The sequence below is a fragment of the Pseudoalteromonas sp. DY56-GL79 genome (assembly GCF_041414765.1).
GTDB classification, from domain to species: Bacteria; Pseudomonadota; Gammaproteobacteria; order Enterobacterales; family Alteromonadaceae; genus Pseudoalteromonas; species Pseudoalteromonas piscicida.
Genome location: NZ_JANHZS010000018.1, coordinates 31,480 through 46,637, shown reverse-complemented (window position 1 = coordinate 46,637; position 15,158 = coordinate 31,480). Strand labels below are relative to the sequence as shown.

Below are 15,158 nucleotides of genomic sequence, written 5' to 3'. Positions count from 1 at the left end.
CTAACCTTTTACTGATCTTTGTGTAGGTGAACATCCATTTGCGGGAATGGAATGGTGATATCGGCTTCGTCTAGCGCAATTTTAATATTCTCCACAAGTGTGAAATACGTTGGCCAGTACTCTTCTGTTTTAACCCAAGGGCGAACGACAAAGTTAACACTTGAATCCGCAAGCTCTAGTACCGCAACATTGTACGCAGGTTCTTTAAGAATTCTTGGTTCATTATCTAGTACAGACTTTAATACTGCTTTTGCTTCTCTTAGATCTGCGTCATAGCCAACACCAATAACAAGGTCAATACGACGTGTTTTTTCACGCGAGTAGTTAACGATCGCACCGGACATAATGGCAGAGTTTGGCATTACAATTACTTTGTTATCAGGAGTACGAAGCTCTGTAGAGAAGATTTCTATCTTTTGTACACTACCGGCTTTGCCGCCAGCTTCAATATAGTCACCTGACTTGAACGGACGTAGCATAATAATAAGTACGCCAGATGCAAAATTAGAAAGTGAACCTTGCAGCGCGAGACCAACAGCCAAACCGGCTGCACCTAGAATAGCAATGAATGAGGTGGTTTCGATACCAACCTGAGATAATGCCATAAGCAGTGTCGCGGCAAACACAATCGCATAAGCAATGTTGGCAACGAATGAGCCTACCGCTTTATCTACTTTGCGTTTACCAAATGCTTTTTCGGTGAGATCAGCACTGAGCTTAGCTAGTTTTAAGCCAACGAAGAAAATTATTAGTGCTATAACGCCTTGAAGCACATAGTGTAAGATTAAATCTGAGTTCTCATTAACCCATTTCCAAACAGCTTCCATACTCATCCCCCTTTTTATATTAAGCAGTTATTTATCATTAGATCGGCTGGATCATACATAGGATATATGAATATTTGCTGTATGCGGAAATAATCTCCGAAAAAAAACTTTTATTAAGTTTTTTCGATATTTCCCTTTGCATTTGCAAAAAACTTATGTATTATGCGCGCCACACCAGACAAGGTGTTCAAGTCTTTTGTGGCGGCTGTAGCTCAGTTGGTAGAGCCCTGGATTGTGATTCCGGTTGTCGTGGGTTCAAGTCCCATCAGTCGCCCCACTCTTTCTATAAATGTATTCCACATTTTTTATTTTTACACACATCGACCCCTACACACTAAATAGCAAGCATCAGACATCTGCGTAGCAGCGATTTTATATCGCAACTAAGAATAAAACCCTCGCTACATAAAGTAGCTCCTACACGACGAACACCAAGCAACAAGTACCAGATATCAACGTAGCAGCGATTTTACATCGCGACTTAAGAGTGAAACCCTCGCTGCATAAAGTAGCTCCCACACAATAAACACCAAATAACGAGCACCAGATATCAGCGTAGCAGCGATTTTATATCGCGACTAAGAATGAAACCCTCGCTACATAAAGCAGCTCCAACACGACAAACACCAGACAATAAGCACCAGACATCTGCGTAGCAGCGATTTTATATCGCGACTTAAGAATTAAACCCTCGCTGTATAAAGCAGCTCCTACACGACAAACACCAAATAACAAGCACCAAACATCTGCGTAGCAGCGATTTTATATCGCGACTTAAGAATGAAAACATCGCTACATAAAGTAGCTCCTACACGACAAACACCAGATATCAGAGTAGCAGCGATTTTACATCGCGACTTAAGAATGAAAACCTCGCTACATAAAGTAGCTCCTACACGACAAACACCAAATAACAAGCACCAGATATCAGCGTAGCAGCGATTTTATATCGCGGAAAAGATCTTGGCATTGAGGCGGTTTTGCAGGTAGGGAGTGATTTAGACATAAAAAAATGCCACCTTATTCAGGTGGCATCACACACGGGATTATTTCTACATACATAGAAATGCTTTACATTTTCTTGCTACGCTTTCTTTTTGATCTTATGACCTTTCACAGCGTAGAAGATTATAAATAGATAGCAAGGTAACATTACAAGGTGTGCAATTTGCTGTGATTCCACCGTACCTGAGGTGCCCTTTGCTAAACCTAAGAACACGGGACCGAATGCACCACCGGCAATACCCATAACCAATAGACCAGAGCCTACACTGGTTAGCTTGCCAAGTCCAGATAATGCGAGCGGCCAAATAGCTGGCCACATAATGGCATTTGCTAAACCTAAAATAGCGACCATCAATAGAATATCAGGCAACGCTGATAATCCAAATAGATTTGAAATGACAAATGAGTCTGGGCTACCAAATGAAATTGCGAGCGTGAGAAGCACACCAAGCACGGCAGATGCTGTTAACGCCCTCTCCTGCGATATTATTCTCGGGATCAATATAATACCCAAAATATAGCCCGTAACCATACAAGCCATAGTATAAGACGTCATCACACTATATTTTTCAACACCCAGCGCTAACGCAAATGAACCAATCGTATCACCAGCGATCACTTCAACCGCAACATACAAAAACAGTGCGATCACACCTAGTTTTAGATTAGGATGAGATAGCGCTTCTCTCACCGAGCCATGCTCTTCTTCATCATCTTTTTCTATTTCAGGTAGTGGTGCAAACTTAATACCCAAGGCAAAAATACCAATAAATGCAGCCAAACCTAAATATGGGCCGATAAGACCGTTTGCCATTGCATCGATATCAGCTTGAGTCAGCTCTTTACCTGCCATATCAGTAAAGTTACTCAGCACCAACGCGGTAAATACAAGCGGTGCAACAATACCAGCACCTTTATTCAGTATACCCATAATACTTACGCGTACAGCTGCTGACTCTTCAGGCCCAATACGCACCACGTACGGGTTTACAGCTGTTTGTAATAATGTTTGTCCAATACCCATGGTAAATTGAGCAAACAAAAACAATGCAAACATTTGTGTTTTAGCCGCTGGAATATATAGCAACGCCGCACACATCATCATTGCAATTGCGATGGCCATACCATTTTTATAACCCACCTTGCGGATAACTAGAGCAGAAGGAACCGCGGTAAATGTCACCGCAATATAAAAAGAGAAAAGAATAAATGAAGATTGGAGAGGAGTTAGTTTTAATACTTGCTCCAAGTATGGCATTAGCGACCCATTAAGCCAAGTCACAAAGCCAAGAATAAAAAACATGGCGGCGACAATTGCCATAGGGATCGCGTTACTTCGTTTTGTTGTATTCGACACGGTAGCTTCCATAAACATTACTCATCGTTTATTGTTTGTATGGCTTTTTGCCTTGTTATTTTTTGCTTTGCTCACTGCTTTTTTACAAAAATGACAGCGCTGACATTTAACTTTACGTTAAAATCTATTTCATTACCAGTTAGAATTTGAGCAAAATTATCACCAAAAAAGGGCCATTGCCCTTTTTTGCGATAAACTGAATACGAGGGTTTATTTCAACTCTGTGACACGGCTCGTATTTTTTTCTCCGGCTCGCGTTCTCAACAATACCTTACTTTCATCTGAGATACTCATCTGATCAGTATAAGGCTGCCAAGATTCACCATTGTCTAAGCTCACTTCGATTGCAAGATAAGGGAAAGCACTATTCGCTTCAAGTTTACCCAGCACCACTTTGGCACCAGGAACCGGAAGGTTTGGTTTAATGCCATCGTTTTGCAATTTTGCAATCTCTTTTAAAGACAAGGCTGCAGCGAAGGTTGAGAAGTCCTTGTTTAACTCTTTTTGGTTAATACGACGCCCTTCCCAATCCGCTTTATGCCAAGCGCGCTCTGCAAGCGAAAGCAAACGAGGGAAAATCAATCGTAACACTTGGTCTTCCGAGCGAATGGTCTCACTCCATATTTGCCCTTGCATACCAAGGATATTTTGCGGTCTTTTAAGCGCGGGCAACTCTCGACCAACTAAGGCTTCTAGGTTCACGATAGGCTCACGGTTTCGCGTGAAGTCCGCATTTGCATAAATATTATCTGGCATATACGAAAATGCTTTTTTCGTATCTGTGTAACGAGTTGCCCAATAATAGCCGCGCTCTTCAGGGTGCGCTTCGTAAGGGTGATCAAAGTACAAATGTGTACCGTGAGACAAAATAACTTGGTAATTGTTGTTTGCAAAGCGGTGGGCCCTGTCTGCAACCCCCCACTCCCAAATGTTATCCCAAGTATTTACCAAAAACTGTGGATTTGGGAATTCATCACGTTTAAAGGTCGTCGTGGTGTTATACATTAAACCATCTTCCCAAGCGGCTGGGGTGATCCCACGTTTAGCAAGTAATTTTGCAACTTTTTGAGTAAAGTATGGTTTTAAATCATTGGGTCCAGCCACTCCGTTGTCAGCTACCGCAAATAGATCATTACATGCTGGTGATTCAGTCCATGAGCCCTTTCCAACCTCATCGCCACCAAAATGGACTGTCGTTAGCATAGTGCCAGCATCGCGATACATTTCTTGCAGCTCATATACCACCTTCTCCATAAAGGCATAGCTTGAGTCCAAGCAAACATTAATAGAGTTATCAGTATAGAGTTGCACGGTTAGATACTTTGAAGTGTCATTAATATCGTTCAGAAGATAGGCTTTGGCCTCTTGCGCTTTACCTGCTTCCATCAATTTGTGATAACGCGCCTCCATCGACTTAATCGCAGCACGAGCATGCCCTGGGCTTTCGATTTCTGGAATGATCTCGATATGACGCGCAGTGGCAAATTTAAGTAACTCGACAAAGTCCTCGCGAGAAAGGTAACCATTTCCACTTCCCGTTTTGAAAGGACCTGTGCCCAACTGAGTCAGTAAGCACTCACGCTCTTGTAAATCAAAACAACGGAATGCGCCGACTTCTGTTAACTCAGGGAGCCCAGGGATCTCCAAGCGCCAGCCTTCATCATCTGAAAAGTGCCAGTGGAACTTGTTTAACTTATAACGCGCCATCTGTTCAATTAATTTAAATAACGCATCTTTACCATGATAGTTACGGGCATTGTCGTAATGCATGCCACGCCAGCTAAAGCGCGGAGAGTCTTTGATCTCTACGTGAGACAAGGTAATTTCATTGTTACTATCGGCTGGAAATAGCGCTAGCAAACTTTGAATACCGTAAAACACACCGGCGTTATCAATACCCGTGATTTCAATCACGTCATCATCAATATCTAATGTATATGACCCTGCTTGGTTGTAGTCATAATCGCGCCCTAGACTTTTCGCAACTTTAAGGCGGATCGTCGGGATATTCCCTTCAGGCACGTGATTAGCTTCAGCTTTTAAATCCAGTCCATACTCTGATAAGTCTTCTTGAAAAACGGCAACTTCTGACTTCAAACGTCCAGCAAAGCGGATCTGCCAGTTTTTGTTAAGAGTGATTTCGCCACGACTAAAGTCGATGTGCTCAGGCTTTGGAATGATACGTCTTAGCGCATCTTCTTTTGAGACGGAAATATTGCTTTGATTACGTTCAAAACGCAGCGCTGCGTTCGCTATCTGCGTGTAATCGGTCGGTGTATTGTATCTTTTCAGCTGGTTCTCACGCTCAAATGGCGCAACGAATTGCGTCATATCTTCTGTATCAGTATTTGTAAAAATGACCGGTTTATTTTTACCTGACACAATAAAGGCACGCGGCATAAAATCGCTGTATGCAGCAACCCAAGCCGAACCATCAAAAGCTAACTTGAGCTTTTCACCGGCTTTTAAGCCAGCAAACGAATCGGTAGGGGTGATACGATGAAGGTCGCCATTAATATGCTCAAAGCGCAGACCTTCAGCTGTTTCCGTTGAGATATGACGAACTGAGTGCAAATAGATTTGCCAATCGCTTTGTCCTTTTGGTAGATCAACTTTTGAATTGTTAGTCAGTGTAATAGCACCGCTAAAGCCCCCAGCACCATTACTGAAGTTATTTTCTACCGCAAATTCAAAATGCGTGTCACTTGCAAACTGCGCTAACTGCTGCTGCGTGAATGATGCTTGTGTATAGAACGAGCACCCAGCAATTATCGCCCCAAGCAAAGTCGTTTTTATTCTCATCTTTTGCTCCCAGTCTTCATGTTCAATTCAAAATGAACATCATTTAATCACTTATTGTTCCTAAACATCATATAAAAGTTAAAATGACAGCGCTATCATTATTTTTTCATATCCTTGTGTTAGACAAAATGAAGCTACTCTGATTTGGCTGTAAATACCATCAAATAGCGATGAACTTGCCTTGGAAATAGCGAGTGCTTGCAGAAAGTGCTGAATTGAGTGTGATATTTTGTCGGAAGTTCAGAGGGTTGCAATTGGATGTCGTAAAAAACGGCGGCTTTACTGAAAAAACACAATAAAACCGCCACGAATTCAAAATGTGAAATTACCAGATTTTCACTCTGTCTTCTGGTTTAAGATACATCTTATCGCCTTCTTTCACATCAAATGCCTTATAGAACTCTGGCATATTCGGCAGCACACCAATCACTCGATAATGACTTGGTGAATGCGGATCTGTCATCAGACGATTACGCAGCTCTTCATCGCGGTATTTGCGACGCCAAATTTGTGACCAGCCCATAAAGAAGCGCTGCTCTCCAGTGTAACCGTCAATAACCGGCGCTTTTTGATCGCTTAGTGAAATGTGGTACGCTTTATAAGCGACAGTTAATCCGCCTAAATCACCAATATTTTCACCCAGTGTCAGTTCACCGTTTACACCAGCATCCTCAAATGGTTTAAAACCATTAAATTGCTCAACCAGCTTTTGGCTACGTGCTTCGAATTGTGAAAGGTCAGACTCACTCCACCAATTACGTAGGTTACCATCACCATCGTACTTAGCACCTTGGTCGTCAAAGCCATGGCCTAACTCGTGACCAATAACCGCGCCGATTGCGCCGTAGTTTACTGCATCATCCGCTTCTAAGTTAAAGAATGGTGGCTGTAAAATCGCAGCAGGGAATACAATCTCGTTATTCACTGGGTTATAGTACGCGTTCACCGTTTGTGGTGTCATCAACCACTCGCTACGGTCCACAGGCTTACCTAATTTATCGATCATTTCCTGATTAGCAAATTGGCTATAGCGTACATAGTTACCAACAAGATCGTCAGGGCTTATCTCAAGTGCTGAGTAATCTTTCCATTTGTCAGGATAACCAATCTTCGGCGTAAACTTATTGAGCTTGTCTTTTGCTGCTACTTTTGTTTCAGCACTCATCCACTCTAGACCATCAATTGCCTGATCAAACCCTTTAATAAGGTTAGCAACCAACTCTTCCATACGCGCTTTCGCTTCTGGTGGGAAATAAGACTTTACGTAAATCTTGCCTAACATTTCACCCAGTACAGAATTACTTGCATCTACCGCTTTTTTCCACGTTGGTGCTTGTTCCTCTACACCCGTCAATGTTTTACCAAAGAACCCAAATTTAAGGTCAACTACATCTTTACTTAGTAGCTCTGCGTAGTCATTGGTGAAGTGGAACGTTAAGTAGTCTTGCCATGTCTCTAACTTTGAATCAGCAATGATTTTTGATAGCCCTTCAAAGAAACTAGGTTGGCTTACAATAAGTGAATCTGCTTTGATACCAAGCGCAGTTAGAAATGCTGACGTATCAAAGTCTGGCATTAATTGATTAAACGCATCATTGCTTAGCTTGTTATAGGTTTTAGTCGCGTCGCGGCTTTCAACACGTGTCCATTGCGCCTCGGCAATTTGCTTCTCTAACGCTACAATATTCAGTGCAGCTTGGCCTGGATTTTTATGACCAGCCTTTGCCAACAACTGTTCAATGTAAAGCTGATACTGCTCACGGATCTTACTGAATTTTTCGTCATCTTTCAGATAGTAATCGCGATCTGGTAAACCAAGCCCTGACTGGAACATATAAAGTGCATTTTCGCTTGAATTTTTGGCATCATTATTAACGTACCAACCAAACGGTGTACTTGCGCCCGTTAAACGCATTTTAGCAAAGATAGCTGGTAGCTCCGACTTACTCTTCAAGTCTTGAATTTCTTTCAGATAAGGCTTAACTGGGTTTAAGCCCAGCTCGTTTCTCGCCCCCTCATCCATATAGCTTTGATAAAACGCCCCCAGCTTCTGCTCATCGCTACCCGCTTTTGCAGATGCATTATTTGCAGCATCTTCCAGTACTTTACGCAGTGCTTTTTGCGACTCATCATAGAGCTGCGAGAAAGAGCCATAATTTGACTTATCTGCAGGGATTTTAGTTTTTTCTAACCAGTGACCATTCACATGAAAATAGAAGTCATCTTGTGGGCGCACTGATTTATCAATATTTTCTAATTCGATACCAGAATTCAAAACTGCCTTTTGTGCTTCGGCTTGTTCCGCTGGTTTTTGTTGTTGTGTTTGCGGTTGTTCACTACAACCAATCAATCCCAATGCAAGTGCAACACTTGCAGCGGTCAGTGATAATTTCTTCATTTTATTCCCCTGATAGAGTTTCGCTTGTAAACGCCGAATTCCATTCATCTAGATAAAATAATGCTTAAATTACTTATCCAAACCTCAGGTTAAATAATCAAGCAAGTCAATTGCATATAGGTGAATGTAATATAGACATAACCTTTATGGCTTGAAAAGAATTCCTTCTAACTGTGTTTCCTATCAAACCTCAGAGTAACGAGAATCGTTGGCTGATGTTTATTTACACGTAAGCGGTCATTCACTAGTCTACCTATGCACATAGTGAATGACTATGACTCTGAGTGCTGAATTTAGTAACAAAGTTTGTCACTAACTTTGGCGCGCTTGCAATAATTCCACAATTGCTTTGTTGGCCTCAGGAAACGCGAGTTCATGCAACTGCTCAACTGCAACCCATTTAGAAGGCTGCCCTTCTGCACCATGAGCTTCACCGGAAAAATCCTCAACATGATGAATGTATAAGCATACGGCTTTATCAGCATAGTCATGCTCAATACGCATTAGCTCAGATGAGTTATAGATCTCAATGCCAACCTCTTCTTGCAGCTCACGTTTCAATGCCGAAAAGACATCTTCACCCGCTTCCATTTTCCCGCCTGGGAACTCCCAAAGCCCACCTTGGTGTTGATCTTCACCTCTTAAACATACAAAGATTTGCTGCGCCTTTTCAATAACACCAACAGCGACTTCAACACGTTTTTTTTGCATCATTTACTCCATAAAAAAAGCGACTTAGCGTCGCTTTTTATACCAATTTAGATTTAGGGCCTGTTATTTTAGTTTGCCACAACACTGCTTAAACTTCTTACCTGATTGGCAAGGGCATGGCTCATTGCGACCAACTTTAGGCTCTGTGCGCTCAGCAACAACCGCACCCTCAGGCGTTTCGCCGCCCACGCGCTCAACTTCTTCGTGTTGATATTCACGCGGTGCTTGCTCACTCTTACGATGTTGTTCTTCAACCTTCTCAACATCTTCCTCAGCACGAACCTGCACTTTACTTAGTACGCCAACAACGTCAATCTTCAAGTTTTCAAGCATTTGTGAGAATAACTCAAACGACTCACGCTTATATTCTTGCTTCGGATTCTTCTGCGCATAACCACGTAGATGAATACCTTGGCGAAGATGATCCATTGCCGCTAAGTGATCTTTCCAATGCTGATCTAGGCTTTGTAACATAACCGCTTTTTCGAAGTGACGTAGCACATCAGGGCCTACCATCTCTTCTTTTTGCTTGTACGCTTTATCCACGTCCTCTACGATACGATCGCGTAGCATTTCTTCATATAGCTTGCTGTCTTCTTCAAGCCATTTAGCGATCGGAAGCTCAACATGGAAGTCATTTTTCAAGCGTTCTTCAAGTGCTGGGATGTCCCACATTTCCGCCAGACTTTGCGGTGGAATATACTGATCAATAGTCGCATTCAGTACATCTTCACGAATAGCCGTGATCGTCTCTGAGATATCGCCTTCTTCAAGTAGTTCGTTACGTTGTTCGTAAACCACTTTACGTTGATCGTTCGCAACATCATCGTATTCAAGTAATTGTTTACGAATATCAAAGTTACGCGCTTCTACTTTACGCTGTGCGTTTTCAATGGCACGGTTAACCCATGGGTGCTCAATGGCTTCACCACGTTGCATACCTAGCTTACGCATCATGTTAGTCATACGCTCACCAGCAAAGATACGCATCAATGCGTCATCCATCGATAGGTAGAAGCGGCTTGAACCTGCATCACCTTGGCGACCTGCACGTCCACGTAGCTGGTTATCGATACGACGCGATTCGTGACGCTCTGTACCAATAATATGTAAACCACCAGAAGCTAGTACTGCATCATGACGCTCTTTCCAAGCGGCTTTAATTTCTGCTACTTGCTCTTCTGACGGATTTTCTAATTTTTCAACATCCGACTGCCAGCTGCCGCCCAGTACGATATCGGTACCACGACCAGCCATATTCGTCGCAATCGTTACTTTGCCCGGTAGACCCGCGTCCGCGATGATATCCGCTTCTTGCGCGTGGAATTTAGCATTCAGTACGTTATGCTCAATTTTTTCTTTGCGAAGGAAGTGAGAAAGATACTCTGAACTTTCGATAGATACCGTACCCACCAACACAGGCTGACCACGTTCTTGGCAAGAACGAATGTCTTCAAGAATGGCTTCAAATTTCTCTTCTTGCGTCAAATATACAAGATCCGCACGGTCATCACGCACCATAGGTTTGTTGGTTGGGATAACTACCGTATCTAGGCCATAGATTGACTGAAATTCGAACGCTTCAGTGTCCGCTGTACCTGTCATACCTGCAAGCTTGTTATATAAACGGAAGTAATTCTGGAATGTGATTGAAGCCAAGGTTTGGTTTTCGTTCTGAATACGAACCCCTTCTTTCGCTTCAACGGCTTGGTGAAGACCCTCAGACCAACGACGTCCTTCCATCGTACGACCAGTGTGCTCGTCAACGATGATAACTTCGTTATCTTTTACAACGTAATCAACGTCTTTTTGATATAACTTGTGAGCACGAAGTGCTGCGTAAACATGGCTAAGTAATGAAATATTACCTGCTGAGTAAAGTGAGTCACCTTCTTCAATCAAACCACGTTCAGTCAGTAATTCTTCAACTTTGATTTGACCACGCTCGGTAAGGTGAACTTGTTTACCTTTTTCATCAATGGTGAAATCTCCATCGCCTTCCACGCCTTCTTCATCTTCTTTTTCTTGTTGCACAAGATCAGGTACAATTTTATTGATTTCGGCATAAAGCTCAGAGCTATCTTCAGCAGGACCTGAAATGATAAGTGGTGTACGCGCTTCATCGATTAGGATTGAATCCACTTCATCCACAACCGCATAGTTAAGTGGACGTTGTACACGTTCATCGACACTAAACGCCATGTTATCGCGCAAGTAATCGAAGCCGAACTCGTTATTGGTGCCGTAAGTGATATCCGCAGCATAGGCTTGCTTTTTCTGCTGTGGCATCATGCCTGGTACGTTACAACCTACAGTAAGGCCTAGGAATTCAAAGAGTGGACGGTTGGTCTCAGCATCACGCTTAGCTAAGTAGTCGTTGACGGTAATAACGTGAACACCCTTGCCTGAAACCGCATTTAAATACGCAGGCAATGTTGCTGTTAGTGTTTTACCTTCACCCGTTCTCATTTCTGAAATACGACCTTGGTGAAGCACCATACCACCAATCATTTGCACATCGAAATGACGCATTCCAAATACGCGCTTAGATGCTTCACGCACCGTAGCGAACGCCTCTGGTAATAAATCATCTAGCGTTGAACCTTGCTCAATACGCTGTTTAAATTCAGCCGTTTTTGCTTTCAGTTCCTCATCGCTTAATTTGCCGTATTGTTCTTCTAACGCATTGATTAAAGCGACTGTTTTTCTTAGGTTTTTGATGGTGCGATCATTACGACTACCAAAAATTTTGGTAAAAATATTTGCTAACATGTTTAAACCGTTTCACTCTGTGTATTGGCTGACCCATCTCTCTAAGCCAATGTGGTTAAGGTTGGGTCGCGCTTGTCCTGTTGGCGACAAAAGCCTTCCTAAATTACGGTTTTCATTTTGCCAATTTAGGAGTGAGCATTTTGTATCTTGCCGAGTTAAAATTATGCCCTATCATACCAGACTCTTTGTTTCTGCAAACCTTATTGGGTAAATAATACCAAGTTCAATTGCAAGAAATCTTTACTGTTGGGCGTAAGCGTACCGTTGCAAGTGATAAAGTTTAGTTAGCATCTAACTCGACTCATTTATTCGAGTACAGAGCTAAGCGCTTTCGACAACAAATGTTGGTACTTTTGGATTTCTCAAAAATTTGTCTCTGATATACTTAGAAGACTGAGAAACCACCAGTACGGAGTAATTTGACTCCGTATTATCCCGATATGGCGGTTATTTTTTATTTTTCAACCTATGGGAAGTAAGTCATTGGCTAAAAATCGCTACAATCCAAAACCGCTTGATGAAGTGATGGGTGGGTGGTCAGACAAGCTCAATCAATATGGCCAAAAAAGTGCCCAAGCGGCACAGTTACAGAGCTGTTTGGAAGACACTCTAGGCCCTATCCTGAGTAAGAAATGCCGTGTCGCTCACTACAAAGAGGGGACACTGACGATAGAAGCGGCTTCAGCAACGCTTGCTACTCGGTTAAACTTTTTGAAAATGGATATTCTCAGTGCATTTAGAAAAGTTGGCTTACATGACTGTGCATTGGTTAAAATTACCACCAATCCAGAAGCCCAACAGCGTCTTACCAACAAGGTGGAGTCCCAATCTTCGACCTATCAAACCAATCGAAGTATGAGCCAAGCCACTGGCGAGCATTTGCTAGCGCTAGCGCAATCCGCTCCACCGTCGCTTAAGGCGAAACTAGAAAGACTCGCTAAACACGCAAACACTACGCAAAAAAAATGACGCCTTAGCGTCATTTTTTCTCAAACTGTATTAGCCTAAGAGGCTTATGCCGTTGCGGTATTGATACCCGCTTCCATTCCTGGCGCTGGCATACTGACTGGCTCTTCGAATGTTGCCCACTCCCATGCTGACTCAGTTGCCATGATTTCACGAAGCAACATGTTGTTTAGGCCGTGGCCTGATTTGTAGCATGAGATCTTACCTAAAATGTTGTGACCTGCCATAAACATATCACCCACACAGTCTAAGATCTTGTGTTTAACAAACTCATCCGCATAGCGCAGGCCATCTGGATTTAATACTTTAAACTGGTCTAAAACAACCGCATTATCCATGCTGCCACCTAAGGCTAGGTTGTTTGCATGCATGTATTCGATATCACGCATAAAACCAAAAGTACGAGCTCGACTGATCTCTTCAGTAAAGCTTTGAGCGGTAATATCTAATCCAATACGTTGGCGGCTAGCATTGATCGCGGGGTGATTGAAGTCGATTTCAAAGTCGATGTGGAAACCATCGTAAGGCTCAATTTCAGCCCACTTGTCGCCATCTTCAACACGCACTTTTTCTTTGATGCGAATAAAGCGCTTGGCAGCGTTTTGCTCTTCAATACCGCCTTTTTGAATTAAGTAGATGAATGGCAATGCACTGCCATCCATAATAGGCACTTCGGCGCTGTCTAGCTCTACGATGAGGTTATCAATCCCAAGCGCAGCTACCGCGGCAATCAAATGCTCGGTAGTAGACAAGCGAACGCCGTCTTTATTTGTTAAACACGTACACAGTTGCGTGTCGCCCACAGCTTCCGGTGTTGTTTCAAAATCAACAACAGGGTCTAGATCAACGCGGCGAAATACAACACCTGTATTCACACCAGCTGGTCGGAGAGTGATCGTGACCTTTTCACCTTTGTGTAAACCTACACCTGTGGCTTTAACGACTTGTGCAATCGTACGTTGTTTAATCATATATTCGCCCACTTAAATTCTAGATAGGCGGCGGAGTATAACATAGTTCCACCAAACTGCCAATCTCTGTTTGTTTTTTATACCAACTTTAGTCTGACTGCTTACGTAAAAAAGCCGGAATATCGAAGTAGTCACCTTTTTCTTTACTGTCGTTGCCTTTTGCGCTTGCTGAGCTAGAAGCTTGTTGTGGCTTCTGTTCTTGCACTTGTGGGGCAGGCGCTTCAGCTGGCTGCTCAGGTTCTGCCGCTGATGTTTGTGGTTGCGTAAAGCTTGGCACATACATGCTCGTTTGTGAGCTAGTTTGTGTTCCACCTACCGCATCTGAGCCTGAGGCTTGTCTAAAGCCATTGTCTACAATACCAAATTGCGGACGACGGTCACCACCTAAGCCGGTGGCAACCACGGTCACTCTTAGCTCTTCGCTCATTTCAGGATCAATAACAGCACCCACTACCACAGTCGCATTCTCTGACGCTAACGCTTTAACATGGTTACCAACGACCTCAAACTCTTCGATAGTAATGTCCATGCCCGCGGTGATATTAACCAAAATACCTTTCGCGCCAGTTAGGTCAACATCTTCTAAAAGCGGGCTAGAAATCGCGGCTTCCGCAGCTTCTTGTGCACGATCAGGACCTGTTGCCGAAGCAGTCCCCATCATTGCAGTACCCATTGCTGACATCACGGTTCTAACATCCGCAAAGTCAACGTTGATTAGACCTGAACGTGTGATCAATTCTGCAATACCTTGTACCGCACCATAAAGTACGTCATTTGCTTTTGCGAAGGCATCTAGCAGTGTAGTCCCTTTACCAAGAACTTTAAGCAATTTGTTGTTTGGAATTGTAATAAGTGAATCTACAATTTCTGACAACTCAGCAATGCCTTGCTCAGCCGCAGCCATGCGCTTTTTACCTTCAAGATCGAAAGGACGCGTTACTACAGCCACAGTCAAAATACCTAGTTCTTTTGCTGCGCGTGCAACAACAGGTGCGGCACCGGTACCTGTACCGCCGCCCATACCGGCTGCGATAAATACCATGTCTGCGCCTTCAAGGCTGCTCTTGATGGTTTCTAGATCTTCTTCTGCTGCGCTGCGGCCCACTTCTGGGTTTGCGCCAGCTCCAAGACCAGAGGTAATCTGAGTACCTAGCTGTACGGTAATATCCGCAGACGAACGACGTAACGCTTGTGCGTCAGTATTCGCTACGATAAAACGTACGCCTTCAATTTCTTGGTTTACCATGTGTTCTACGGCGTTACCGCCGCCGCCACCGACACCGATGACTTTAATGACAGCTTCTTCGCTGTGCTGTTCCATAATATCAAACATCTTCACTCTCCGACTT

General features: G+C 43.3%; 9 protein-coding genes and 1 tRNA gene. 2 read left to right on the top strand and 8 right to left on the bottom strand.

Annotation, left to right across the window (positions count from 1 at the left end; translation table 11 throughout):
* Positions 1–8: 8 nt before the first annotated feature.
* On the bottom strand, positions 9–827 hold the full coding sequence (locus NO992_RS14120) for a mechanosensitive ion channel family protein (protein WP_371378136.1): 819 nt from the start codon (positions 825–827) through the stop codon (positions 9–11).
* A gap of 201 nt (positions 828–1,028) precedes the next feature.
* Here NO992_RS14120 and NO992_RS14115 point away from each other — a divergent pair.
* A tRNA-His gene (locus NO992_RS14115) sits at positions 1,029–1,104 on the top strand.
* An 807-nt stretch (positions 1,105–1,911) separates the two neighbouring features.
* Here the strand turns inward: NO992_RS14115 and nagP are convergent.
* From nagP to secA, 5 genes are all read right to left on the bottom strand, one after another.
* Complete coding sequence (nagP, locus tag NO992_RS14110) at positions 1,912–3,201, bottom strand: N-acetylglucosamine MFS transporter NagP (RefSeq protein ID WP_371378133.1); 1,290 nt, start codon at positions 3,199–3,201, stop codon at positions 1,912–1,914.
* 198 nt (positions 3,202–3,399) lie between these two features.
* Positions 3,400–5,991: a family 20 glycosylhydrolase gene (locus tag NO992_RS14105; RefSeq protein WP_371378130.1), complete on the bottom strand. Its 2,592-nt coding sequence runs from the start codon at positions 5,989–5,991 to the stop codon at positions 3,400–3,402.
* Between the two features lie 325 nt (positions 5,992–6,316).
* Positions 6,317–8,389, bottom strand: a complete 2,073-nt coding sequence (locus NO992_RS14100; RefSeq protein WP_371378127.1) for a M13 family metallopeptidase — start codon at positions 8,387–8,389, stop codon at positions 6,317–6,319.
* Positions 8,390–8,701: 312 nt separating this feature from the next.
* A complete protein-coding gene (gene mutT / locus NO992_RS14095) occupies positions 8,702–9,100 on the bottom strand; it encodes an 8-oxo-dGTP diphosphatase MutT (protein ID WP_017217157.1) in 399 nt (132 codons plus the stop codon).
* Positions 9,101–9,163: 63 nt separating this feature from the next.
* Positions 9,164–11,872, bottom strand: a complete 2,709-nt coding sequence (secA, locus tag NO992_RS14090) for a preprotein translocase subunit SecA (protein WP_371378124.1) — start codon at positions 11,870–11,872, stop codon at positions 9,164–9,166.
* Between the two features lie 483 nt (positions 11,873–12,355).
* On the opposite strand from secA, the gene NO992_RS14085 reads away from it, so the two are divergent.
* Positions 12,356–12,841 carry a DUF721 domain-containing protein gene (locus NO992_RS14085; RefSeq protein ID WP_226899328.1) on the top strand — a complete coding sequence of 162 codons (486 nt, stop codon included), beginning with the start codon at positions 12,356–12,358 and terminating at the stop codon, positions 12,839–12,841.
* A 44-nt stretch (positions 12,842–12,885) separates the two neighbouring features.
* Here NO992_RS14085 and lpxC read toward each other — a convergent pair whose 3' ends face one another.
* Together lpxC and ftsZ are read right to left on the bottom strand one after the other, a co-directional pair.
* Positions 12,886–13,809: a UDP-3-O-acyl-N-acetylglucosamine deacetylase gene (gene lpxC, locus NO992_RS14080; protein ID WP_010368639.1), complete on the bottom strand. Its 924-nt coding sequence runs from the start codon at positions 13,807–13,809 to the stop codon at positions 12,886–12,888.
* Positions 13,810–13,897: 88 nt separating this feature from the next.
* Positions 13,898–15,142 (bottom strand): cell division protein FtsZ, encoded by a 1,245-nt coding sequence (gene ftsZ, locus NO992_RS14075; protein ID WP_253104152.1) that lies wholly within the window; start codon positions 15,140–15,142, stop codon positions 13,898–13,900.
* Positions 15,143–15,158: the final 16 nt, after the last annotated feature.